General features: G+C 48.9%; 14 protein-coding genes and 8 pseudogenes. 12 read left to right on the top strand and 10 right to left on the bottom strand.

The genetic code is table 11. The features are described 5' to 3' along the window. Positions 1–133 precede the first annotated feature (133 nt). The gene (locus tag A4S02_RS05810; RefSeq protein WP_070323219.1) at positions 134–2,410 is read left to right on the top strand and encodes a TonB-dependent receptor; all 2,277 of its coding nucleotides are present in this window, start codon (positions 134–136) and stop codon (positions 2,408–2,410) included. A 145-nt stretch (positions 2,411–2,555) separates the two neighbouring features. Here A4S02_RS05810 and A4S02_RS14945 read toward each other — a convergent pair. After that, positions 2,556–3,310 (bottom strand): IS5 family transposase gene (locus tag A4S02_RS14945; protein ID WP_087651418.1). Its coding sequence is split into 2 segments (ribosomal slippage): positions 2,556–2,971 and positions 2,971–3,310, totalling 756 coding nucleotides; the frame shifts between segments, so codons are not numbered across the junction. 283 nt (positions 3,311–3,593) lie between these two features. On the opposite strand from A4S02_RS14945, the gene A4S02_RS14940 reads away from it, so the two are divergent. The 3 genes from A4S02_RS14940 to A4S02_RS05780 all read left to right on the top strand — a co-directional run bounded on the left by A4S02_RS14940 (position 3,594) and on the right by A4S02_RS05780 (position 6,876). Continuing rightward, positions 3,594–4,342, top strand: a protein-coding gene (locus tag A4S02_RS14940) for an IS5 family transposase (protein ID WP_099046884.1) whose coding sequence is annotated in 2 segments (ribosomal slippage) — positions 3,594–3,885 and positions 3,885–4,342 — 750 coding nt in all. Because the reading frame shifts where the segments join, the coding sequence is not laid out codon by codon here. 62 nt (positions 4,343–4,404) lie between these two features. Next, on the top strand, positions 4,405–4,926 hold the full coding sequence (locus A4S02_RS05785; RefSeq protein WP_070323217.1) for a DUF4142 domain-containing protein: 522 nt from the start codon (positions 4,405–4,407) through the stop codon (positions 4,924–4,926). Between the two features lie 345 nt (positions 4,927–5,271). Further along, a complete protein-coding gene (locus A4S02_RS05780; protein ID WP_208858922.1) occupies positions 5,272–6,876 on the top strand; it encodes a B12-binding domain-containing radical SAM protein in 1,605 nt (534 codons plus the stop codon). A 21-nt stretch (positions 6,877–6,897) separates the two neighbouring features. On the opposite strand, the pseudogene A4S02_RS05775 reads toward A4S02_RS05780, so the two are convergent. Next, positions 6,898–8,025 (bottom strand): annotated as a pseudogene (locus A4S02_RS05775) (TolC family protein); the annotation flags it as partial. Between the two features lie 131 nt (positions 8,026–8,156). Then, positions 8,157–8,360 (bottom strand): annotated as a pseudogene (locus tag A4S02_RS15615) (IS5/IS1182 family transposase); the annotation flags it as partial. A 69-nt stretch (positions 8,361–8,429) separates the two neighbouring features. Between A4S02_RS15615 and A4S02_RS05765 the strand changes: the two are divergent. Then, positions 8,430–9,517, top strand: a protein-coding gene (locus A4S02_RS05765; RefSeq protein WP_099046883.1) for an IS3 family transposase whose coding sequence is annotated in 2 segments (ribosomal slippage) — positions 8,430–8,691 and positions 8,691–9,517 — 1,089 coding nt in all. Because the reading frame shifts where the segments join, the coding sequence is not laid out codon by codon here. Positions 9,518–9,554: 37 nt separating this feature from the next. Here A4S02_RS05765 and A4S02_RS05760 read toward each other — a convergent pair. After that, positions 9,555–10,436 (bottom strand): annotated as a pseudogene (locus tag A4S02_RS05760) (IS5 family transposase); the annotation flags it as partial. Positions 10,437–10,544: 108 nt separating this feature from the next. Beyond that, positions 10,545–12,905: a TonB-dependent receptor gene (locus tag A4S02_RS05755; protein WP_070323214.1), complete on the bottom strand. Its 2,361-nt coding sequence runs from the start codon at positions 12,903–12,905 to the stop codon at positions 10,545–10,547. Between the two features lie 299 nt (positions 12,906–13,204). On the opposite strand from A4S02_RS05755, the gene A4S02_RS05750 reads away from it, so the two are divergent. The 7 genes and pseudogenes from A4S02_RS05750 (at position 13,205) to A4S02_RS05715 (ending at position 18,524) form a co-directional block, all read left to right on the top strand. Continuing rightward, the gene (locus A4S02_RS05750; RefSeq protein WP_070323213.1) at positions 13,205–13,795 is read left to right on the top strand and encodes a PadR family transcriptional regulator; all 591 of its coding nucleotides are present in this window, start codon (positions 13,205–13,207) and stop codon (positions 13,793–13,795) included. A gap of 30 nt (positions 13,796–13,825) precedes the next feature. Beyond that, positions 13,826–14,449: an O-methyltransferase gene (locus A4S02_RS05745; protein ID WP_082246767.1), complete on the top strand. Its 624-nt coding sequence runs from the start codon at positions 13,826–13,828 to the stop codon at positions 14,447–14,449. 29 nt (positions 14,450–14,478) lie between these two features. Next, positions 14,479–14,748, top strand: a pseudogene (locus A4S02_RS05740) (siderophore-interacting protein); the annotation flags it as partial. Positions 14,749–14,847: 99 nt separating this feature from the next. Continuing rightward, a protein-coding gene (locus A4S02_RS14935; RefSeq protein ID WP_087651418.1) for an IS5 family transposase occupies positions 14,848–15,602 on the top strand; the annotation gives its coding sequence in 2 pieces (ribosomal slippage) (positions 14,848–15,187 and positions 15,187–15,602; 756 coding nt in all). Positions 15,603–15,611: 9 nt separating this feature from the next. Next, positions 15,612–16,124, top strand: a pseudogene (locus A4S02_RS05725) (siderophore-interacting protein); the annotation flags it as partial. Between the two features lie 102 nt (positions 16,125–16,226). Then, positions 16,227–17,657, top strand: a pseudogene (locus tag A4S02_RS05720) (MDR family MFS transporter); the annotation flags it as partial. A 42-nt stretch (positions 17,658–17,699) separates the two neighbouring features. Then, positions 17,700–18,524, top strand: coding sequence for an IS5-like element IS12528 family transposase (locus A4S02_RS05715; protein ID WP_082246712.1), 825 nt, complete (start codon positions 17,700–17,702; stop codon positions 18,522–18,524). 11 nt (positions 18,525–18,535) lie between these two features. Here A4S02_RS05715 and A4S02_RS05710 read toward each other — a convergent pair. The 5 genes and pseudogenes from A4S02_RS05710 to A4S02_RS05690 all read right to left on the bottom strand — a co-directional run. After that, positions 18,536–19,117 (bottom strand): annotated as a pseudogene (locus A4S02_RS05710) (Plug domain-containing protein); the annotation flags it as partial. A gap of 272 nt (positions 19,118–19,389) precedes the next feature. Then, the gene (locus A4S02_RS05705) at positions 19,390–21,870 is read right to left on the bottom strand and encodes a phosphocholine-specific phospholipase C (protein ID WP_070323209.1); all 2,481 of its coding nucleotides are present in this window, start codon (positions 21,868–21,870) and stop codon (positions 19,390–19,392) included. A 30-nt stretch (positions 21,871–21,900) separates the two neighbouring features. Further along, positions 21,901–23,017 (bottom strand): annotated as a pseudogene (locus A4S02_RS05700) (purine nucleoside permease). A gap of 1 nt (position 23,018) precedes the next feature. After that, the gene (locus A4S02_RS05695; RefSeq protein ID WP_070323208.1) at positions 23,019–23,849 is read right to left on the bottom strand and encodes a ribonuclease T2 family protein; all 831 of its coding nucleotides are present in this window, start codon (positions 23,847–23,849) and stop codon (positions 23,019–23,021) included. Between the two features lie 36 nt (positions 23,850–23,885). Beyond that, the gene (locus A4S02_RS05690; protein WP_070323207.1) at positions 23,886–24,656 is read right to left on the bottom strand and encodes an acid phosphatase; all 771 of its coding nucleotides are present in this window, start codon (positions 24,654–24,656) and stop codon (positions 23,886–23,888) included. Positions 24,657–24,866: the final 210 nt, after the last annotated feature.

Genomic DNA, 24,866 nt, shown 5'->3' with positions numbered 1-24,866 from the left:
ACCCCTTTCTGATTCTGTCGATGTTTGCGTGTTCTGCGGAGAGACCCAATGAAAACTCATAGAAGTACGTGCTTGCAATTTATTCTTAATTGCTGGATAAGGCGCGGGCCGTTTCCATGCAGTGAGCCTTGCTATGAGTTTTCGTGTGTTTTGTTTGAATACGCTTTGTGTTTCCAGCCTGCTTGCTGGCATTGGAGAAAGCGCTTTTTTTCCTAATTATGTGCAGGCAGAAGGTGTGGCATCATCACAGAAGCCAGTTCATGCGCTGCTTTCAGGTAAAAAACAGCCAAATGCAGATCAGACAAAAAAGGCTGTGCAAGAGCAAAACAAGCAAACAACAGCCCCTGTTGCTGCCAAGCAGGAAGATCTGGTTGTTAAAGCATCACGCAGTAACCGCATGTATGTAACGAACGGGGGAGATCTGGGGGCTTTAGGGCATAAAAAAGGGTTAGATGTTCCGTTTAATATTCGGAGCTATAATTCCAGCCTTATTTTGAATCAGCAGTCGCAAACGCTTGGGGATGTTTTGTTGAATGACCCAACTGTTCGCACAACAATGGGGTATGGTAACTACGCTCAGCTCTTTCAGATACGTGGCTTTACCCTGTATGGCGATGATATTGCGATTGATGGCTTGTATGGCGTGACACCGCGACAGCTTGTTTCCCCCCAGCTTTATGATTCAGTGCAGGTTCTCAATGGTGCGAGCGCGTTTTTGAACGGTGCAGCGCCGGGCGGTTCTGCCATTGGCGGCAATGTAAACCTTATTCCTAAACGTGCTGCTTCTACCGATATCACACGCGTTACAGGCGATTATACAAGCAGCGGGCAGGGTGGTGGTGCATTTGACCTAAGCCGCCGGTTTGGCAAAGACCGCGCCTATGGTTTTCGTTTCAATGCGGCTGGTATGGATGGGGAAACGCCTATTAAAGGGGAACGGCATGATGATATTGCCCTTGGTGGCTCCTTTGATTGGCATAATGATGATACACGCATCAATATGAACATGAACTACCAGAAACAGCAGGTTTTTGGTGGACGCAGTGCCATTATTGTTTCCAGTCTTGCAACAGATATGCCTACGCCCAAAGCCACATCTCCATCAAAAAACTGGGGACAGCGCTGGGCTTATACAGATCTTTCCTACCTGTTTGGCACGTTGAATATTGAGCATGACTTTGGCGAGCATATTACCACCTACGCAAAGTTTGGTGCCCAAAGCGGGAACGAAATGGGTAATTACGCCACAACCACACTCACCAATTCTCGCACAGGGGATGGTTCTGTGGGGGCTATGGCAGATGCTTATAATGTTATGAACGAGGCAACGCAGGCTGGTGTGCGTGCTCATGTCAATACAGGCTTTATCAAGCATGAAATCAATGCGGGCGGTTCCGCAATTTGGGAAGAATCAGACGCAGCTTATGCCATGAGTTTGGTAGGGGAATCTGGAAATATTTATCATCCCACCCAGTTTACGCCCAATGAAACATTCGCCGGAGGGAGCTTGCGTAATCCGGGGCGCGTTTCATGGAATAAGCTCTATAGTCTGTTTCTGTCTGATACGATGACATTCTGGCATGACCGCATCGCTTTGACTGGCGGCTTCCGTTATCAGGATATCCTGTCAGATTCCTATAATTACGGAAGTGGAAGTCTGCTTTCGCATTATAATTCTGCAGCTTTTTCGCCTGTTATTGGCCTTGTAGTGCATCCGGTTAAGAATTTTGCGTTGTATTTCAACCGTATTCAGGGGCTTTCTGCGGGCACGACTGTTGGTTCTACCTATGTGAATGCAGGGCAAACCTTTGCGCCGTATCAGAGCACGCAGTACGAGGTAGGGGCCAAATATGATGTGGGTCGTTTTTCTGCTGGTGTCGCATTTTTCCAGACATCCATGCCGTATGGCATGACAGAAGCTTACGGAGACACAGGTGAATCTATTTATACCCAAAGCGGTAAGCAGAGAAACCGGGGTATGGAACTGACATTTAATGGAGAAATCTTGCGTGGGTTGCGGTTTAACGGAGGCCTTACGCTGATTGATGCCAAGCAGGTGCACACTGCCGGGGGCGAATATAATGGCAAGACCGTTATTGGTGTTCCAAATTATACAATTAACGGAAATCTGGAATACGATGTGCCGTTCGTAAAAGGGCTAACACTTGTTGGCCGTGTTGTAAGTACCGGCAAGCAGCAGTTCAATAACGTGAATTCGGCACATCTGCCTGCATGGTCTCGGTTTGATCTGGGAGCACGTTATACTTTCTTGGTTCATAACAAGCCTCTTACAGCACGGTTTGAAGTCGATAACGTTGGTAACCAACGGTATTGGGCCTCTGTCTATCAAAGCGATTTGGTTATGGGTGACCCAGAAACATTTAAATTTTCAGTAAGTGCTGATCTCTGATAACGCCGAATAAAAAAGAATACTGTTTGAGGCCGGATGTTGCTTTGCTGCATCCGGTTTTTTTAAGATAACTGTGATTTATTGTAACAAAGGTTTATAAGCAGACTCTGATAAAAAAAAGTTCCCATATTTTTACGGCGTGTCGTCAGTTAAGCAGGATGATGATTGAGGCGAACTGCACGGCTGCGAGGAAGGTCGATTTCAGTTTATCGTAGCGGGTTGCGATAGCGCGAAACTGCTTGAGTTTATTGAAGAACCTCTCAACAAGGTTCCGTTCGCGGTAGAGAGAAAAATCGGTTTTCCGTCGTGTCGTTCTGTTGCGTTTTGGCGGGATGACCGGGGTAATCCCGCGCTGTATCAGCCGATCGATCAACCTGTCCGCGTCATACGCCTTGTCCGCAAGGAAAGCATCCGGTTCGATGTTTTCCAGAAGTGGTTCTGCCTGGGTGATATCGGCATCCTGTCCCGGTGTGATGCCGAGTTCCACTGGATTGCCCAGAGCGTCGCAGATGGCATGGATCTTTGTAGTTAGCCCGCCTCGTGATCGTCCGATGGCCTGATCCGTGCCCCTTTTTTGAGAGCTCCGGCACTATGCTGATGCGCTCGGACAATTGTGCTGTCGATCATCATGTATTCGTTGTCGTAATCAGCGGCCAGATAACGAAATATCCGTTCGATGACGCCGCTTTCACACCAGCGGCGCAGACGCCGGTGCACGTTTTTCCAGTCACCGAAACGGGCAGGAAGGTCGCGCCATGGAATACCCGCGCGATAGCGATACAGCACCGCCTCCACGAACAGACGGTTGTTCACCGCAGTGCCGCCGACATAGCCTTCTCGACCAGGAAGAAGATCCTTTATCCGCTCCCACTGGTCATCGCGTAAACTATAGCGCCGCATCTGTCTGTCTCCCCAAAAAAACGGGAAAACAGTCAGCACACGCAGACACAAAGTACAACCCTCACGTGCCACTCTCAGGGCTTAACTGACGACACGCCGTAAAATTTTTTGTAAATAAAAATTATTTAACAGACAAATTGTTCTTTGGTTGTGTGAAACCTTTAGTAAAGGGTGCCGTTCAACACATTGCGCACTAGGGCCTGTTAGATCTTAAAATACTTCCTATATTGTATGGATTGAAGAAGGAGACGGAACAGGCACTTTCACTGATGAGACATGGGCGATCTGGGAACCGCTGATTGAGGCGGTTCGGCCAAGGGGCAAGACACCGCCCCATGATCTGCGGCGTACGATAGCAGCGATCTTCTGGCGTCATGAGAATGGTGCGAAATGGCGAAGTATCCCCGCTGAGCTGGGTCCGTGGTGGCGGGCGGCGCAGCTTTTCATCCGCTGGGCGAAACTGGGGGTGTGGGAACGCCTGCTCGAACTGGTTCAGGACCACCACGGAGTGGCGCTGGGCATGACTTTTCTGGATGGCACGAACATCAGGGCTCACCACAAGGCGGCGGGAGCCCAAAAAAAGGGGCCTCTTTCGAAGAGCGAGACCATCGTGAAGCACTTGGCCGCTCTCGCGGCGGCTATGGCACAAAAGTGTGCGTGATCGCGGACGGACACGGAAAAGCCATTGGTTTCGCTCTGGCACCCGGACAGGCCCATGAACTGCCACTGGCGCCAGCCATGCTCGACGATCCCCCCTCTGTTCCCCTGTGGGTCGTGGCGGACAAAGGCTACGCGTCAGACGCCTTTCGTGAACGGATATGGGACATGGGAGCCCGACCGGCCATTCCCGCGAAACGACGCGATGCGCCGGTCGCCTGTCCCAAATGGGCCTATCGATGCCGACATCTTGTGGAGAACCTCTGGGCTCGTCTCAAGGAATGGCGCGCTGTCGCAACCAGATACGAAAAAACAGCAACCTCGTTCCTCGCGGTCATCCACATCGCTGCCGCCGCAGACTGGATCAAGTGCTAACAGGCCCTATGCGGATTTATCTTTTTTGTAAGAAAATCACCGCTTCTAAAAGGACAATATTAATGAAAAAGATGTACTTTCTTGTTGCGGCTTTGTGTGTTGCTACGCCAGCGCTTGCCGAATCTTTGCCAGAACGGACAGGCATTAATTCTGTAATGGGGATAGCCCCTAAAACAGATGATTTTATTCAAGGAGTTGTATGGAGCGATCTTTTTGAGATTCAATCCAGCCAACAGGCTCTTTCAGAGCCTTCGCTTAAAGATTTTGCGTCTAAAATGATAGAAGATCACCACAAAACATCTGCAGAGCTCAAGCAGATTGTGAGTGATAATAACCTGAACAATACGTTGCCGGTTGATGTTGATGAATCAAGCCAAAAAAAGCTTGATACGCTCCACGGGCTTCATGGTGAAAGTTTTGTGCGGCAGTATCGGGAAGATCAGATAACAGCGCATGAAAATGCTCTCTCGCTTTTCCAGCGTTACGCAAAAAATGGGGATAATCCTGGCTTGAAAAAATGGGCAGCCAGCACGGTGCCAACACTTGAAGAGCATCTGAGATTGGCAAAAAACTTACCTCAGTAAATTTGTCTTTTATGTGAGCTGTCAAGCATGAGCGTTCCTGGCAGGAAATTTCATACCGAGGAGATAAGCGCCTTGGTATGTCATTTTCTTCTGGAACAGTGATTGATTTGCAATACATGCGTTCTTGAGCGTATAAGCAGCATTCATTCAGATGAAAGGTCATGAAATGACCTTTTGCTGGCTCTTGCTACCCCTTGCTCTCAGATACGACGCCCATATGGAAGGTGTCCAGAGCATTCACCCTCCATAGGAAACCCAAGCCCTGCAGGGGGCTGCGCGCCGTCGAAGAGAGCGAGATATCGTCCACTTTGATTGTGATCAGCTGTTCAATCAAAGGATACCTCCGTGACGACCGATAGCTGCAAGGTCTTGATGATCTTTCCGCTTTTTAATGCCAGTTCGTTCTGGAATTACAAAGAGGCCTGTGATCTGGCTGGGGCACGTTATCCGGCGGCTCCTCTTGGTTTGATTACGGTTGCAGCGTTGCTTCCCAAAAACTGGGAGGTCAAGCTGGTGAACCACAATACCGAGCTTTTGACGGATGATGATTTCGCTTGGGCCGATATGGTGATGACCGGCGGAATGCTTCCCCAGAGAAATGATGCCCTGCGCATTATAGAAATGTGCCGCGCTAGTAATAAGCCTGTGGTGGTTGGCGGTCCGGATGTGACATCCAGCCCAGATCTGTATAGCGCGGCAAATTTTCAGGTTCTGGGTGAAGCTGAAGAAATCATGATTGATTTCATAACAGCTTGGCGTAGGGGAGATACGCATGGCGTCTTTAAGGCCCCTATGGGCAAAACAGACGTTACCAAAAGCCCGCTGCCGCGCTTTGATCTGTTAAAGCTGGATCAGTATCTGCATGTAGGTATTCAGTTTTCACGCGGGTGTCCGTTTAGCTGCGAGTTCTGCGATATTATCGAACTCTATGGCCGAGTGCCGCGGACCAAAACAAACGCGCAGGTTCTTGCTGAACTAGATGCATTATATGCTCTTGGGTATCGGGGGCATGTAGATTTTGTTGATGATAATCTGATTGGCAACAAAAAGGCGCTTAAGAAATTTTTGCCTGATTTGAAGCTTTGGCAGAACAAAAAGAAATTTCCGTTTGAGTTTTCAACCGAAGCATCCATCAACCTAGCAGACGATACAGATTTGCTGCGCAGTCTGGCTGAGACAAACTTCTTTGCTGTATTTATCGGGATTGAAAGCCCAGATACAGATACGCTGGTGATGACGCAGAAAAAGCAGAATACTCGGCGCAGCCTGCAAGAAAGTATTACCAAAATTCATGAAGCCGGTATTTTTGTAAATGCTGGTTTTATTGTTGGTTTTGATAGCGAAAAAGGCAGTGTTGCAGCAGGGATGGTAGACTGTATTGAAGATACAGCCATTCCGGTTTGCATGGTTGGGCTATTGTATGCTTTGCCAACAACTCAACTTACGCGGCGCCTACTGGCAGAGGGGCGTTTGTTTTCTGGAGGCGAGCAAACGCAATCTGGAGATCAGTGTACGGCGGGGCTGAATTTTGAAACAAATCGTCCACGTCGTGATGTATTGAATGATTACAGAACTGTGTTGGCAGAAATTTACAATCCGGTTGCTTATTTTGGCCGTGTGCGCCGGATGGGGCGGATGCTTAAGCGTGAGCGCGCCCATAAGATGATACGTGGCGATTTGCGTAGCTTTGTAAGGTTGCTTTTCCGTATTCATCGCGCAGGCCCCGGAACAGCCAAACAGTTCTGGCGTATGATGATTGATTGTGGCCTGCATAACCCAAAGGCAATACCTTACGTGGTTATGACCAGTGCGCTTTATTTACATCTTGGCCCATTTTCACGGCAGGTAGTGCGTGAAATTGATAAGGAAATTAAGGATGTAGATGAAGGGCGCTGGCACGCCCCACCAGCACAGGTTCCGGTGGCATCAGCAGAACTTGTGCCTGCGTAACTTGGTGATAGAGGGTAGGGTTTAATAAGGCTGGTATTCTGGTGTGTTGTGGTCCAACGCACCGGTGCCAAAAGCCAGCCCAGCCGCCGCGATAAGTGTGGCGTAATAGGCATCGGAATGGCTGAGTGTTGCATCTACCAAGCCATTTTCTGCCATAGATGTTTGTACAATAGACCCTACACCATTGCGGTATGCAGCATATGCGGCATCAAAAGCTGTTTGTGCGGCAGTTTCAAGCTTGGCGGAGGATGTGTACGCCGCCAAACTTGTATGTAGCGCATTTTCTGCCACCACAATTTGTTTGACGGATGAATCAACCGTTTTTTGCAAAGTAGCGTTGGCACTATCTGCTTGATCTTGCGCCTGCTTAAGTTGTGCCGCCCGCATGCCTCCATCAAAAATAGGCACGGATACGCCTCCAAGAATAACACTGCTTAAAGAGTTGGAAGACAGATTGAGAGTGGGGGATGAATCACTGCCCACTCCCGGCACAGAAGAAAGTGCCAGATGGCCGGTTGTATAGGCCACGTTTCCGGTTACAAAAATCTTTGGCAGAAATTCGCTTTTAGCAGCCACCACTTGGCTTCTGGCAGCTTTTGCATGGGCGTATGCCGCAAGAACATCTGCTCGCCGAGAAACTGCTTGCTGAATAAAGGCATCACTCAGTCGCGTATCATCCAATGCTAAAGGTCTGCCAGATACATTTTCTGTTTCAAAATGTGTGCGGGGCGAAATGCCGATAGCATTAACAAGTTCCAAATAAGTGTTTTCAACATCGCCTTGTGCTTGCACAAGACGGAGTTCTGTTTGGGCTGTAGCCTGTTGGGCTTGTGTAACATCTACAATAGTGCCTTGCCCATGCTTAAGGCGAGCTTGCGCGGCTTCCTGCACATGTTTGGCGTTTTCTAGTGCTTTTTCCAGAAAATGCACGCGGGATACAGCCGCTTCATGTGTATAAAAAGCGATGGTAACACTGTAGATAATTTTCTGGTGCTCTGCGGTGAATAGAATATTTGCACCAATTTGGGCCTGTTGAACGGCGGCAAGTATTGCTTCTCTCTTACCAAAATCAAATAGCAGCCATTCTAGCCCCAGTGTTTGAATTTCCCCCGCACCAGAGCGCGAGTTGCGCATTCCTCCAATAAGGTGGAGGGATCGAAGAACCCTTGATTGATGTGCTTGGCCGGTAATTTCTGGGTTTTGGCGATTTGATTGACGGTTTTTGCGATGGCGTCCAGTCTGCGTTTTGAGCAGATTGGGAGTTGTCTCTCGCTGGATGGCTATGCGCTCGCGTTCAATCTTTCGAGGAAGAGGAGGCGGCGCATATTGTAGACGATATTGGCGAGCCCGATCCTCATGGTGGCTCGACTGATACCGACAGTCCGGACAAACAGCCCCGTCTGTGACTTCTGATCGGCAAAGACATGCTCGACACGCGAGCGGATGACCGACTTTCCAGCATTTGATTTCTGGATATGCCGGGGGGTAATCCCCCCATAAAAAGAGTGGCTTTTGAATGAGAATTTTCTCAGCGTAAGGATGAGGAGATTCTGATGAAGAGTGATCGCTTTACTGACGCCCAGATCATGGGTGTGATCCGCCAGGCTGAGGGCGGTGTCCCGGTTCCTGACCTGTGCCGGGAGCATGGGATTAGCAACGCCACGTTTTACCGGTGGCGCGCGAAATATGGCGGCATGGATGCTTCGATGATCAGTCAGATGAAGGCTTTGGAAGAGGAGAACCGTCGGCTGAAGCGCATGTATGCGGATTTGAGCATGCAGACGGATATCCTGAAGGAAGCCCTTGGAAAAAAATGAAGCGGCCAGCCCAGCGCCGGGAACTGGCCGCACAGGCTGTGGCGCATCATGGGGTCAGCATTGCGCTGGCCTGTCGGATTTTTGGGATATCCGAGACCTGCTTTCGCTATCGTCCGCGACTGGCAGCGGAGAACGACAGGATTGCCGCTCTTCTGGTGGGACTGACCCAGGCTCACAGGAGATGGGGATTTGGTCTGTGTTTCCTGTATCTGCGCACTGTGCAGGGGCAGCTCTGGAATCATAAGCGGGTTTATCGGATCTATCGGGAACAGGAACTCAACCTGCGGATTAAACCCCGCAGGCGTCTGGTTCGCGAAAAGCCTGAAAAGCTGTCGGTTCCGGCCCTTCCCAACAGGGTCTGGTCCATGGATTTTATGGCGGACAGGCTGATGGATGGACGTGCTTTTCGGCTCCTGAACATTCTGGATGACTTCAATCGTGAAGGACTGGCGATCGAGGTTGATTTTTCCCTGCCAGCCTGTCGGGTTGTCCGCTGTCTGGAACAGGTTATGGAGTGGCGTGGCAGGCCAGAAGCCATCCGAATGGATAATGGCCCTGAATATGTCAGTCATACGCTGGTTTCATGGGCCGAAAAACAGGGGATTACCCTGATCTATACGCAACCGGGTAATCCGCAGCAGAACGCCTATATTGAACGCTACAACAGAACTGTCCGGCAGGAATGGCTGGAGCAGTATTTGTTTGAAAGCATTCAGGACGTGCAGGAGGTCGCAACACAATGGCTCTGGACATATAACCATGACAGACCCAACATGGGGAACAGCGGGCTAACCCCCGCCCAGAAACTAAAAACAGCTGCCTGAATTCTCATTCAATGCCCCACTAAAAATGGGGGGATTACCGGGGCATAGGCTTGAGATGCGGCTTTTTGCGATGAACCTTGGAGACAAAGCCCTGCTTTTCCATGAAGTCTTCGTTGTCTTTTGAGCGATAGGCCGTGTCGGCCCAGACACTTGAGGCCATATTGGTTTTATCCAGAAGCCCCTCTCTCAATCGCGCGCCATCACTGGCAGCGGCATGCGTTGTTTTCCATTTGCGGATGAACCGGTATTTCCGATCGATGGAAACATGCGATTTATAGCCAAAGAACGGGATGGCGAGATCGCTGGATGGCATGGTTCCATCATCCTGCCGCTTCGCCTTCGTGAACTTCAGTGTCCAGCGCGCATGACGATCCTTGTGCGACAGCTTTGCGGGTTTGTCCTGCCAGTCTTCAGGAATACGGCCTGCTCGCAGATCCGCTTTCTCTGCATTGGTGTTCCGCTGCTTCGGAGCCGCTACCAGCGTGGCATCCAGGATCTGGCCTGACATCGGCAAATACCCGGCGTTACGCAGGGTCGCATCAAAGCGGTTGAACAGCCCATCGATCGCACCCGCCTGGGTCAGACGCTTTTGACACAGCCAGACCGTTTTGGCATCCGGCACCCGATCTGAAAGTCCCAGCCCAAGGAAACGCATAAAGGAGAGGCGATCGTTGATCAGATATTCCGTCCGCTCATCAGACAAATTGTTGAGCGTCTGGATCACCAGGATTTTGAACATCAGCACCGGATCAAATGGCGGTCGTCCGCCTTTGCTTCCGTCAGAATACGCCAGAGCCTTCTCCAGGTCAGGGCGGAAGACTTCAAAATCCACAGTCCGGGAAAATGCTTCGAGCTGATCGCCAAGCCCACTCAGCCGGGCAAGACGCTCTTCAACATCAAAGAAACCAGACTGCTTCATATCGCCATTCCCTCAATCAACGCAGAAGAAATAGAATCATACAGAAGACCTCAAAACCAGGGGGTTTTTAGAACCCTCCACCTTTTAATATTCTGACAGTGTGAGAATTTAAAAATCAGCAGAAAGGGTGGCAGTTACCACAAATGGAGAACCGATAACGTAAGTAGGCTGTGACCCAGAGAGACTTTTGCCCGTGAGCACCCCATGCTGTGTTTTGGCGTTTGTTGTATACCCATACATTGAAGACAGATAATGATTGTCACCAAGGTTAACGAGGTTGAGCTTAATTTTAGGGGAGACGTGCCCAATTTGCGGCAAACGTCTGCCAAAACCAAGGTTGGCCGTAACGTAACCAGGAATGCTCTGATCGTTCATAAGCGTGGAGTATTGGGTGCCAGTATATTGCAGCGTAAAGTTGCCGAACCATTTGCCATCATTATAAGTCAGGCCCAATGAGCCGGAGAATTGTGGCGCACCCACTTCCTGCTTCCCTTTTGTTGCAAGATAATCTCCCGCATAGGCAATATTATTCCCGTTTTTAGTGTGCATATACTGGCCAGATGCGTAAGCGCTTACGTGGTGCCAAGGACGCGTGGCAAGTTCGGCCTGAATACCATAGGCTTCCATGCCACCGGCATTGATCAACTGTGAAATGGTTGATGTTGACCCGGGTTCATAGCTTACGGCTGAAACCTGGTGGTTTGTCACATTATAATGAAAGCCAGCTAGATTAGCCATAAACAGGCCGCTGTAGCGATACCCTATTTCTTCCGTAATCATATATTCTGGCTTGTAATCAGACATCGGGAGCGATATCGCCTTGCCAGTGTTATAGCTGTAGGAGGCAAGCTGTGAACTTAAGCCTGCCGGGAGATGGTAACCCGTTGTGCCGTTAACATAGATCTGATGATTGGGGTTGAAGCGGTAATTGATAAGCACTTGAGGAGAGGGGACAAACACATTCTTAATGGATTTGCTTGCCGTTACGCCCGGTAGGTCTTGGGTGTATTGGCGGTTTGCCATCACCATTCTAATGCCGCCATCAATGGTGAGACGGTCATGCAGGAACGACATTTTGTCGTCCACAGCAAAGCTGTTCAACTGCTGTAAGGCGTTTTCATTATCTTCGTTAATAAGTAGGCCACCATTGGCTGTAAGGGGGGCACCATTAGAGTTCCAATGCCCACTGCCATTCACAGGGTAAAACTTCTGGGAGGCAGCTTCCTGCGCGTAAGAATACCAATAGGTAAAGTTAAGCGTATTGAATTTATGCTTCCAATGTCCGGTAAGCGTTAAGCCGGAGGAGATTGTATACCAGTCTGAAACTTCTACAGATGTTAATTTGCTTACTGAAGGGTCATACCCAGGCAGATTTTTATAGTCATCAAGATGCGCGTATTTTTCTGCCCCTGCATAACCGTTGGCGATGGGTACAGTTTCCCCGTAATAATAAGGGCCATGAAATTCAACAGAATAGGCTTGTGCATCTAGACTAAGCCCATGCCCAAAGCTGAAATGGTTTTTTAATGTGCCGTAAATGGCTCCGGTATTTTTACCGTTCAGCCCAACATAGTGTGTATCGCCATTATAATACTGGTTGTTCAGACCATATTTTGTGCCGTAGGTTTTCCAGTTCGCTAAGGATGGATAAAGCCATTCCCCCTGAGCGGCATCTGTAAAACCAAAAATAGCTTCTGAGTGGCTGCCAGGAGCCCAGCTTTTTGTAAGGGCTGCATCTACATGCCATTTGCGGATGTCACCAGCACCACGCCACATATCACTACGCGCGTAGGAGCCTGAAACAAAGCTCCGCACGCCCGAATGCCCGATTTCTCCGGTATCATACCGGAGAAAATCTTTGTTGGTGCCATAGGAGCCGCCAGAGGCCGCAACATGCACATTCTGGTGGTCCATAGGGTGGCGTAATGTAGCGGAAACTTCCGCCCCCGTTGCGTTATAGGTTGGTGAATTAATATCCACGGAACCCTGCATCACATTCACCTGGCCCATATTCTCACTATCAACGAGAGAAGGGGTGTAGGTGCTGTATGTAAATGGGTTGGCTGCTGGCATGCCCTCAAGCGTGACACCAATTTCTGCCTGCGCCATGCCGCGAATATGAATGGTGGAAAATGAGGTTGTGAGAGGGCCTTCACTGGCAGAAACCACACCGGGCACTGTCTGGATCAGTGATTCGATTGTAGAGGTGGGAGACTGCATTTCGATATAGCTATGGGAAAGCGAGCTTATCGTTTTGGCAGATGTCTGTTTCACCATCATTCCGCCGCCTGCTGTTTTGCGCGAGACGACGTCAACGTTCTCATCCTTGGCCTTCGGCAATTTGGCCGATTTTTTTGCAGCAAGGGGAGGATGGCTTTTATGTTTATCCGGGTTGCTGCTCGCTTTGGCTACGGTTGCGGTGTTTTGAGAAAATAAACAAACTGTGCTCAGGATAAGGAACTTTTTCATTGCGGTGTCTCATCTCCCCATAAGGCGCCGCAACCTATCTGACTTTTCTTGTATGTTTGATATCTATTGTAAAAATTCATTTATATTACACAGAGTATTCATAAAATATTCACAAAATGTATGGAAAATGGGGATTCTACGTATATGGCAAAATATTGCCTGCTTATGTTTTGCCGTATTTGTGTGCTGGTGCACGCGTGCGGGTTGCTTCTGTAAATGGGGCGGGAGCAAGGAGAGGTTCTAAGAAATATATCTAGATATATCTTGACGTACGATATATCGGGATCTATATCGGAATTATGAAACACAGACATAAACATGCAGGCGGTCGTAACCGCCAGGTTTTCTCCCCTGAAGGAACAACAGGTTCTGGAGGGAAACATCGTCACCAACATGGTCGGGGTGGTGGCCGACGTGGTGGTCGCAGCAGGCTTTTTGATTATGGTGAAATCCGCCTGTTGGTTCTGAAACTGATTTCGGAAAAACCGACTTACGGTTATGAACTTATCAAGGATATCGAAGAAAAATTTGGGGGAAGTTATACCCCAAGCCCCGGTGTTATTTATCCAACACTCACTTGGCTGGAAGAAGCAGGATATATCCGTCCGACTGAAGGCGAAAGCCGTAAAAACTACCAGGTAACACCAGAAGGTGAGGCATTCTTGTCTGCCAATCAGGCAGGGTTGGAGGAAATTCTCTCTCGTGCAGCAGCAGCGGAACCAGAAGGAAGGGGAGGGCGTAAAAATATTCCCATGCCTGTCATGCGCGCCATGGAAAACCTGAAAATGGCCTTACGCCTTCGGCTACGTCACGGTGGGTTTGATCCGGCAGCAGAAGAAAAAATTGCAGCACTGCTGGATGAAGCAGCACGCGGTGTTGGACAGGTTTAAAGCTGTAAGTTGTAAAGAATAAGAGGAAAGATAATCATGGATGATAAAATTCAGACAGTTCTTAACCTCTATCATGAACGTATGCAGCAAGAACGTAGCCAGCCGCGTGTGGAAGCACCCGGCGGGCGTGATGGAGGGCATGACCAGCGCATGCGCTCCATCGGCCCGGAAACAGGGCAATTGCTGAATATTCTGGCCAAGAGCCTCAAAAGCCCAACTATTCTGGAACTTGGCACATCCTTTGGGTATTCTGGTATCTGGCTTGCTGAAGCCGCGCGTGCAGCCGGCGGCAAGCTCATTACGATGGAACTGCATGATTATAAATCTGCTTATGCTCAACACATGGCACAGCAGGCAGGCGTGGCGGATTGGATAGATTTCCGCGTAGGTGATGCTGTGCAGATGATTGATGAGTTAAACGAAAAAGTAGATTTTGTTTTTGTTGATCTCTGGAAAGATCTTTATGTACCTTGCCTAAAGGCGTTTTATCCACGCCTTAAACCCGGTGCAATTATTGTGGCGGATAATATGATCCGCCCCGGCACAGAAGATGTAAAACGCTATGGGCAGGCCATACGCGCATTGCCCGATATTGCGAGTGTTTTGCTGCCTGTTGGGACGGGCATAGAAGTCAGCCGTTTAGAAACAGAATAAACCCCAGGCAAGCAACAGGATAAAATAGAATGATACCTCAGAATGCCTTTTCTGATGCTTCCAATGCGCCAGAAATCCAGCGCGTGCGGCATGAGTTGCACCGCCGCTCTTTAGAGGTTGTGGAAGTGGAGCGGCTTACACCGCATATGATCAGGGTAACCCTTGCGGGGCCGAATTTAGCCGGTTTTGTCAGCGCTTCTCCAGATGATCATATCAAAATATTCATTCCTGGTTTGGATGGTGCACCTGTCCGTCGGGATTATACACCGCGCAAATATGATTCAGAAGCAGGCACACTACGGCGTGTCGTCAGTTAAGCCCTGAGAGTGGCACGTGAGGGTTGTACTTTGTGTCTGCGTGTGCTGACTGTTTTCCCGTTTTTTTGGGGAGACAGACAGATGCGGCGCTATAGTTTACGCGATGACCAGTGGGAGCGGATAAAGGATCTTCTTCCTGGTCGAGAAGGCTATGTCGGCGGCACTGCGGTGAACAACCGTCTGTTCGTGGAGGCGGTGCTGTATCGCTATCGCGCGGGTATTCCATGGCGCGACCTTCCTGCCCGTTTCGGTGACTGGAAAAACGTGCACCGGCGTCTGCGCCGCTGGTGTGAAAGCGGCGTCATCGAACGGATATTTCGTTATCTGGCCGCTGATTACGACAACGAATACATGATGATCGACAGCACAATTGTCCGAGCGCATCAGCATAGTGCCGGAGCTCTCAAAAAAGGGGCACGGATCAGGCCATCGGACGATCACGAGGCGGGCTAACTACAAAGATCCATGCCATCTGCGACGCTCTGGGCAATCCAGTGGAACTCGGCATCACACCGGGACAGGATGCCGATATCACCCAGGCAGAACCACTTCTGGAAAACATCGAACCGGATGCTTTCCTTGCGGACAAGGCGTATGACGCGGACAGGTTGATCGATCGGCTGATACAGCGCGGGATTACCCCGGTCATCCCGCCAAAACGCAACAGAACGACACGACGGAAAACCGATTTTTCTCTCTACCGCGAACGGAACCTTGTTGAGAGGTTCTTCAATAAACTCAAGCAGTTTCGCGCTATCGCAACCCGCTACGATAAACTGAAATCGACCTTCCTCGCAGCCGTGCAGTTCGCCTCAATCATCATCCTGCTTAACTGACGACACGCCGTAGTACTGGATTTTGTGGATCATAAAGGCGGCCCTGCTGCGGCATGGGCGCGAGCGGCAAAGGTTGGTGATCACTTAGACATTGGTGGTCCAAAAGGTTCTCAGGTTATTTCGGGCAATATTGCACATTGGTTACTGATTGGGGATGAAACAGCCTTGCCAGCCATTGGTCGCAGGGTTGAAGAGCTTTCCGCCCCAAGCCATGTGACAACACTTGTTGCTGTGTCGGGGCAAGAAGACGAGCAGATGTTTAAAACATCTGCGCGGCATACAGCCTATTGGGTGCATCGTCCTCTGGACAAAGCGAATGATGCACAAAGTATTGTGTCTGTTCTGTCCGATCTGGATATCCCAGAGCGCACATTCATCTGGATTGGAGCAGAAGCTCGCGTTGCAAAAACAGTGCGCCAATATCTACTTGAAAAACGCGGGATTGCCGCACAATGGGTTAAGGCATCTGGTTATTGGGTTGAAGGGCAAGCAGATGTATCCGTTAAAGATGTGGGTATGTAAGGTAAGGTCAAGGCATAAGGCTTGAACAGGTTTTACATCGCTGGCTGCTCATAATACCTGTTACCCCACTTATGATCTGTTTTGATAGTACAGGAACTTTACGTGCAGTCATCCTCTGCGGCGGCAACCTCATCTGCCTATCCTCCAACCACGCGTATTCTTGTGTTCATCGGTCTTATCATGACCATGATTATGGGGGCGCTTGATCAGAGCATTGTTTCAACGGCTCTGCCTACCATTGTTAGTGATCTTGGCGGCTTGGCGCATATGTCGTGGGTGGTTACGGCGTTTATGTTAACCTCCACTATTGCAACGCCAATGTATGGCAAGCTGTCTGATATGTTTGGTAGGCGTCCATTGCTGGCATTTAGCATTGGGGCTTTTCTGTTTGCATCGCTTCTGTGCGGTATCGCGCAGAATATGTGGCAGCTTATTTTGTTCAGAGGCTTGCAGGGTGTTGGGGCAGGTGGACTGATGACCCTGTCGCAAACAGTTATTGGTGATATGGTAACGCCACAGCAACGCGGCCGTTACCAAGGGCTTTTTACCGGTGCATTTGCTGTAAGCAGTGTTACGGGGCCATTTTTAGGCGGCGTGCTAACAAGCGCGCTTTCGTGGCGGTGGGTATTTCTTGTTAACTTGCCCATTGGGTTGCTGGCTTTTGCGTTAATTATGTTCAGCCTGCCTGCGGGGCAGTCTGAAGCAAAACCTCAGATTGATTATCTGGGCGCTGGATTGCTGAGTATTGCAACAGCAGGCTTTCTGCTTCTGTTTAATTCAGTGGGCACATCTCTGGCCTGGACAGCTCCGTTAACCGTCTTGCTATTTGGTTTGAGCCTTGCTGTTTTTTGTCTGTTTATCCGGCAGGAGAGGCAGGCCCCAGAACCGCTTGTAAATCTTGGGTTGTTGCGCATTGCCAATTTTTCCGTTTGTGTTGCGGCAACGGGTATTATGTCCTTCGCCATGATGGGATCATTGGTTTTTCTGCCGTTATACTATCAGCTTGTTTTGGGGCAGTCGCCGGCAACCTCTGGCCTGATGATGCTGCCGCAAGTCGGCACTATGCTTGTCAGTTCTATATTAGGTGGGTTTGTTTCCTCCAAAACGCAGCGTTACGAGCTTTTGCTTGCGATAGGTGTGGGTATTGAGTTTTCAGCACTCAGTCTCATTGCATATTGTGCGCATCATGGTGCACCACCCTTGTTCTTTCTCATCAGCCTTGGCTGTCTGGGGGTAGGCATGGGTATTGGTATGCCTAATGCCACTGTTATTATTCAGAACTCGGTACCGAGTAATGCGTTGGGCATTGCCACGGCTATGATGTCCTTTATCCGTTCATTGGGTGGATCTTTGGGAGTGGCGTTATCTGGAGGGGTGATGGCGCTTACGCTGCAACATCGGCTACAAGCCTTGGCGGACAAGGTTGATATTTCTGCATTTCTGGAAAAAGGGATGGTGGCTATTCAATCCCTTTCTCCGGCCATGCATGCGCAGGTAACGGAAGCATATAAGAGCCCTTTTGGAAATTCGCTATGATAGGTTTTCAAGAAGTTTTGAGCGTGATTCAAAGGCAGGATGTGGACGCCAGCACAACGAGGCCGCATGGCCGGAATTACACGCAAGACGAAACGCTATCCGTCTGATCTGACAGATGAGGAATGGGAGCGCATAGCGCCTCTGATGCCCCCTGCGAACCGGCGTGGTCGGAAACGGACAACCGATTTCCGTGAGATCATCAATGCTCTGCGCTATCTCGTGCGCTCAGGCTGCGGTTGGGAGATGCTTCCGGTTCATTTTGGCCCATGGCAAACGGTTTACTGGTGGTTCCGCAGGCTGATGCGCCGTTTCCTGTTCCAGACCATTCATGATGTCTGTCTGATGCTCGATCGTGAAGCGACAGGACGCGAAACCAGTCCATCGGGTGGTGTCATTGATAGCCAGAGTATCAAGGCACCCCACGCAAAGACACGTGGTTATGACGCAGGCAAGAAGATCGTCGGTCGGAAACGTCACATCGCAGTTGATACGGATGGCCGCCTTCTCCTGGTCCAGCTGACAACAGCCGATATTTCGGACAGTGCAGGAGGACAGATGATCCTTGATGCCATTCGTAAACGCTGGCCTTGGGTGAAGCACCTGTTTGCCGATGGAGCCTATGACCGCCTCCAGTTGATGGATAAGGCCACTTTTCTCGACTTCACAGTCGAGATCATCCGGCGGTCAGAGACAGCAAAAGGGTTTGAAATCCTGCCGCGTCGGTGGGTTGTGGAACGGACCTTCGGTTGGATGATCCGCTGGCGTCGCCTTGTGAAGGACTACGAACAGCGGATCGACGTCGCAGAGGCCATGATCCACATCGCCATGGGAAGCCTCATGCTACGCCGAAACGCTCATCCGTGAATTTCCAAAAGGGCTCTAAGGTGAGGGCTATCCAGATCTGCAGAACCCTGTTCTACATTGATGGTTCTTAGGTTTTCCGGATCAACAATTTCCTGCGGATAAACAGCATAGTTGCCGATATCGTTAATAGGAAATCCTTCTAGCTCAAAACCAATCTGGTTTTCTGTCAGGCCGCGCATGCTCATATGCCCACCCGAAAGCCCCATCGGGTCTGTAGATGTAGTGTTCACACCTGGCAAAGATTCAATAAGCTGCATGGGGTTTAGGCCTGCAGCCTGTTTTGCAATATATTCAGCTGTAACAGTAGAGCGAGATTTAGGAGCGTCTTCCTTAATCATAAGGCCGCCCCCTACAGCACGATGGCGCCCACCACGCACTTCCAGTTTTTCTGCGGCTTGGTCTGTTGGAGCAGTAGCCCCCATCATGGAGGGAAGTGTAACGGTGTTTTTTTGTGAAGCTACTTTTGTGTGTTGAGATGCCTTTACTGTAGAAGTTTCTGCCTTGGCTGTAGGAATATTTGTTTCCCATGTATAGGGAATGGCAATTCCGACAAGCGTCGTGCATACGAGAGACTTTCGGAAGTGGGAAGGCATAGAAAGACCTTTTATTGGATTAGAGACCAGTTATTGAGAACAGGACCGTTTCTAAATGGTATTGTTTTGTTTTGTTGTGAATGTTTTGTTATTTATATTTTTAATATGTAATATAATATAAACAATTATATGTAATTATTTTGTAGCTTTGTATGCATATAAAGTTATTCTTATTTTTGCATCTTCACTAAAATTAAGGGCGTTTGCATAAGTGAATATGCAAACGCCCAGAGATATTATTTTATATAAGATAATGAACGATACTTATTTTATCAGGCCATTGCTGGGTCTGTAATACTATGGTGCCCATTATCGGCATGGCCAGCAAAAACATAAGAAAACTCAGGTTCCTTAGGTGTTGTCAGCGTTAAATCATACCACATACTAGAGTGAGCAAGAGATATTTCCTGTTTTACACTGCCTTGAGCAGGAATGCGTATAACGTGCAAAGAGGGATGCTCTGGCACATTACAGTGAATTTCTAACGTGTCATGGCCTATGTTTTTTAAGCAGAGAAGAATACTTTCCTTACCTGAGAGCATATATTTACATTCTGCCAAAACTTTTACGCCATGCTGGCGGCCAGTGAATTTTCGGTAGAAACCATTGGGAGCATGAACAGATACATCGTAAATATTGTTTTCAGATAAACTACTATCAACATTTACAGTCATATTATCCCCAGCAGCTACCGCGTAGGTGCTGGACCGCATACCGCCTTCTTGTGGCATGTTGTGAATGTAAACGTTAAAAGGTGCACCAGATGAAAGATGTTTATGCACTTTGGTGCCTGCTTGCAGATGCAAGGATATGGTTTGCCCATCTGCGCTTAAGCCGCCATTGCAATAAAGTTCATAGGGTAGGGCGCAGGCTGGGCGTGTGCCCGGTTCCTGTTTTACATAATGCTGTATCTGGGCAGGATTATTTTTCAGTTGCATAATTTCTGTTTCTTCAAGAGATTTAAAGCCACTGGGCATAGGCCGGTAGCGTGCATCTTCAATAATTTCTAAGTGTTTGTCCCTCTCAATAAACGGAAGTTGCGGGGATGTGCCATCATAAGGGCGGAAGCAGGATGTTAGATCCCCACTAATGGCGCGGCGCCACGGAGAAATATTTGTTTCAGTGATTTTTTTTCCAAACTTGCCTTCAATAAACTTTTCCAGAAACTGAAGAGTAGAACTATGCTCAAACAGTTGAGAATTTACCCACCCCCCACGGCTCCAGGGAGATGCAATAATCATAGGAACCCGAAAGCCCAGGCCAATAGGGCCACTACGGGCCAATGATGGTGGCACGCCAATAATTTCTTCATCTTTAGCGTAAGTATATTCCAGACCATCACGCCCAATGCTGGAGGAAGATTGGCCTGTTTCCGGGCGTTTAGGGTCTGGTGCAGTGAAGGAGCAGCAATGGTCAAAGTAGCCGTCATTTTCATCATAAGTCATGATGAAAATGGTTTTTTTCCAGATTTCCGGGTTTTCAGTAAGAATATCCATAACTTCTGATACAAACCATGCACCATACCAAGGTGAGGCTGGGTGATCAGAAAAATGTTCCGGCGCAGCTAGCCATGAAACAGTAGGGAGTTTGCCGTTCTGAACATCCTTACGGAATTGGTAAAGAATATCTCCCTTAGGTGCATCCATATGGCGTGTGTTGGAGCCATCTGAAAATGTCAGAGTTTCAAGTGTTCTGTAATTTTTGTCTGCTTTATTGGTTACAAAAGCCCGTTCAAACAGGCCCCGTTCTGCCGGGGTAAGTTGTTCCACCGTTTTTGTAGCAGTATCGCGGCGACGTTTTAAAGTAGCTAACAAGGCATTGGCTTCAGCCAATTGTTCCTCACGTTTTTCTGAAACAAGCCTTTCTTCTGTCTGAAGCTTTTCAATATGCTTGGAGCAGGCGTTTATGCGCTCTTCTACCCATTCATGAAATCTGGGGTTTGCAGAGGTGTTGTAATTTTCAAAGCATTCTAGAATATTGAGTGCAAAGTTGGAAAGCCATGCTCGTTCTTTTTCGTCCAGACCGCCAACCTGATCTGTTTCGTTTTGGTAGACTTTCCATGAAACACCAATTTGCTCCAACCTTTCAGGAAAGGTTGTCCATGTCAGGCCAGATTTGAGAATTTCCGGGTTGCGCATATAAACCATGGAATCAGGGCTTTGTTTATCACGCACAGTACCCGTCCAGAACACAAGCCGGTTTGGGCAAGTGCTCGTCATTACACCACAGTAATTCTGGTCACAAACAGTAAACGCATCTGCTAATGCGTAATAAAAAGGTAGGTCTTCTCGTGTATAATATCCCATAGTCATGGGGTAATGTTCGTATTTCTTGTAATGAGACTTTTTAACGTCCACCCACCGATCATGGTGTCCGTTGTTCCACGCATCAACCTGACTTTCGCGCGAGTGGGGGATAGAACCCATCCATGTAATGCGTGTATCGTGGATGTTCAGGCGCCAAGGCACATAGGTTTGCCCTTCTGTGCTGGATTGCACAAATACCGGGTTGCCGTTGGGCTGCCGTATGGCGCGTGGGTCATTAAACCCACGAACACCTTGCAATGTGCCATATAAATGATCGAACGAACGGTTTTCCTGCATCAGAATAACTATGTGTTCCGCATCCTGATATGTCGTTCCTAGATCCGGGGAAATAGCAAATGCTCGGCTAATGGCGGAAGGCAGCATCCCCGCCGAACCAGCCGCTCCAGAAAGGAACGCATATTTCAGAAAATTACGACGTGTTGTCATGTCTCGATCCTGTCAGATACGTAAAAACGTTTAATGAGAGGGAATAGTATTTTCGTAATGGTCCCAGTGTGTTGCTATTTCTTTTACAACAACACTGCCTGCCTGGTAGGCAGCATCCAAGGTAGGTAGAAAACCGGAAAAACCAGATTCTTCAGTTTCAGCCTTGAGTAAATCTGCCGCAGTCTGTCCCGGCGGGGGCATGTCAAAATTGCTGCCAGCGCGCAAAACAAGAATACGGTTCATATCAACGCGGCCCGCGCGTGCTTGCAGGGAAAGAGCCTGAAGCATGCCAATTTCTTCTTCTGCTGTTGTTGCAAAAGCGCCTTGGTTCTCTGTCCAATATTTCACCCAGCGTTCTGCCCAGGCATTCATGCGCTTGCCAACCCAGAAGGTTTCGGATGCCAAGGTATCTCCCACCATTACCTGTGGAGGCATTTGTGCGTGTGAGTATCCCTTGTAGCGGCGACGGTTGGCTTGCAGAGCAGGCGTATCCATTAAGGGCAGTGAGCGCGTAAGTTGATATGCCCATGCAACCAAATTGGGGTTAAGTGTATAAACCATATCACCCCACTGAGAATGTAGGGCGGGTAGGGGGATGAATATTTGGGCCCGCACCTTGAATGGGCACCAGTTCATCTTGCCAGTCTTTGGGCATTTCACGGGCATCAATCATATGGGCCAAGCCGCCATTTATGGCGTATCGCGCCCATACGGCAGATCCGGCGGAGCCAAAATTAGGGTTTATGCCGCCAATACCAGCCAGGATAAAATAGGCTTTGCGAAGGTCAAATCTTGGATCAAGCACAAGGCTTGTCATGGCAGAGGCCATATGTTCCGGGCCTTCTCCTGCTACAATTCCCAGAACCTGAAGGTTTGGATTATAGCGCATAACGCCATGATTTGTCGCAGGGGCAGAAATTTCCTGATCAAGAGGGAGCTTTTCTACCCAGTTCTGAAATTCGCCGGGTGTATCACCTGTATCCTGACCAAGTTCAAAAGTGGTCACAACAACCACTCTAACCGGAATTTTCTGTTCTTCTGCCTGTGCTGGCAAAGTCGTTCCCAGAAAAAATGCGAGTAGAGAAAACGTAATTCCAGCAGATATTACGGAACGGATACCATTTTTGTTAGAAAAAGAATTTTGCATTTTAAAGCGCAGCCTTTGTTGGGATGGAACTTGCTGTTCCTTTTATAGTATCCCAATTTGGCAGTAGAAAATGCGTAGGGCAGTTATCTTGTTCCCATGGGCTGCTTATAAAGGATGAAGCATGAGGGAACTCACCAAGTTTTTCAGGCTTAAGCGTAAACCATAGTTGTGCTAAAACTATGCGCCCAGTTGAGTCCTTATTGCATTGAAACTGCAAGCCTTTTTCTGGCAGCGGCCCTGTATCGGTTTGTATAAGTGTTTGCAGTTCGGATTTGGAAATAACCTGTCCAACTTTGGCTGTTAGCTGGGCAGATGCTGGTAAAGTTGCAAATCTATCGTGTAATGTGGCGGCTACGGTAAAAAACTGTTCGGCGTTCATGCCAAAACAGCTCGCATGTTTGGTGTATTCATGCGCCACCAGATCAGATGGAAGATGCGCGACAACGCTGGAAAGTCGTGTAGATAGGCCAGAACTTAAGGCCGGCCCTGAGGAGGGGGGAGGAACATCAGCATAAATGCTGCATCCCTTTTTCCACCAGAGCGTCACATCTTGATGTGCTTTTATAAGATCAGATGGGCGAGAAGCCCATAAACCATGCAAACCAATAAGTGGTGTTTGGGGTTGGTCTGGTTTGCATGTATTTTGGCCATGCAAGAGGCAAAATCCCGGTTGCCATGTCAGTGCCAGAGTATAGTGCTTGAAATCTCCATGATAAGGGGCCTGAATAACTAGAGGCGTTGGTGCTTTAGAAATGCTTGGTAAAGAATGTTGTGTGCAACCTGCTAGTGCCAATAGCAGCAGGAAAGGCAGCGCAGGTAACCGGCAACTCATGAATATCCAGGCCCCAGAAGTAAAAAATGTAAGTTATTAAAAAGCGCCTTGCGCAGCCTGCTGTTCTACCACACAAGTTTTTGCGTCTGGTGCTGTTTTTGCATCACGCAAGGCAAACAGTTCCTGGCGAACTTTTGTCATTTGCTCTGTAAATGCGGGTTGTTCCTGAAGTGCCGCAAACATGGCGCTTCCATTCATGTAGCCAGCTTGTACGTCGCTTTTCCAATGTACGCCGCAGACAATACGACTTTCACCAAATATACGGCCACGCTGCATAATCTGCGTTGCACGATCTGGCAAAGCGCTGGCAAGAATGGATGCTGTGAGCCACCCCCAGGTTGTATGGCCTGATGGATAAGCATAGCTTTTATCAAGCCCATCCGAATGGGCTGTGCAGATGTCTTTATTTGTTCCGACAAAAGGCCGGCGCCGCTTCCAGAAGTCTTTTTCGTTTGAAACATCTTGCTCTACAGGCTGCGCGAGCGATGTAAGAAGATTAACCATTGCCGGAAGTTTGGCTGGATCCAGATTAAACCCGACCGCACATGAAAAATCCTTGATGACATGAGATGGGTTAAGGTTGGCGTCATTCTGGGCCAATTTCCAGCGCGCCTTATCTTTCAACCCTCGTGTTTTTTCAAAAGCCCGCAAGTCTGCCTGTTGTGCTGGTTCTTCTGCCTGTGGTGGGGGGGGCAAAAATGCGCGCCCATCAGGCAGATTAAGCTGTTGAGCCTGTGCGGTATATCCAAAAAGAGAGTGCGCTAAGGAAAAACTTACAGCATAAAAAATGGCGTTACGAAAACGCATAGTGACCTATTCCCACATCAATCGTCATACTGGTGCATAATTTACCTGCATTTCACATTTAGTACTGTGACGATTGCATGAAGATCGTGGAGAATAGGTTTTGCAAATGAAATGCCAAACTGCAAAAAAATAGAAAGGCAACCATAATGCTACATCGTGCTTTTGTTGAGCAGCTAGAGCTTGCCTTGCCAGTTGTTCAGACCCCTATGG

Source organism: Acetobacter ascendens (assembly GCF_001766235.1).
Classification (GTDB): domain Bacteria; phylum Pseudomonadota; class Alphaproteobacteria; order Acetobacterales; family Acetobacteraceae; genus Acetobacter; species Acetobacter ascendens.
The sequence above is the reverse complement of the archived record's forward strand: the minus strand, read 5'-3'. Positions and strand labels throughout refer to the sequence as shown.

Excerpts from the sequence above, each read along its gene's own strand:
- A4S02_RS05695 (WP_070323208.1), bottom strand. The coding sequence starts at position 23,849 with ATGAGTTGCCGGTTACCTGCGCTGCCTTTCCTGCTGCTATTGGCACTA.
- A4S02_RS05690 (WP_070323207.1), bottom strand. The coding sequence starts at position 24,656 with ATGCGTTTTCGTAACGCCATTTTTTATGCTGTAAGTTTTTCCTTAGCG.
- A4S02_RS05715 (WP_082246712.1), top strand. The coding sequence starts at position 17,700 with ATGTGGACGCCAGCACAACGAGGCCGCATGGCCGGAATTACACGCAAG.
- A4S02_RS05785 (WP_070323217.1), top strand. The coding sequence starts at position 4,405 with ATGAAAAAGATGTACTTTCTTGTTGCGGCTTTGTGTGTTGCTACGCCA.
- A4S02_RS05705 (WP_070323209.1), bottom strand. The coding sequence starts at position 21,870 with ATGACAACACGTCGTAATTTTCTGAAATATGCGTTCCTTTCTGGAGCG.
- A4S02_RS05810 (WP_070323219.1), top strand. The coding sequence starts at position 134 with ATGAGTTTTCGTGTGTTTTGTTTGAATACGCTTTGTGTTTCCAGCCTG.
- A4S02_RS05750 (WP_070323213.1), top strand. The coding sequence starts at position 13,205 with ATGAAACACAGACATAAACATGCAGGCGGTCGTAACCGCCAGGTTTTC.
- A4S02_RS05755 (WP_070323214.1), bottom strand. The coding sequence starts at position 12,905 with ATGAAAAAGTTCCTTATCCTGAGCACAGTTTGTTTATTTTCTCAAAAC.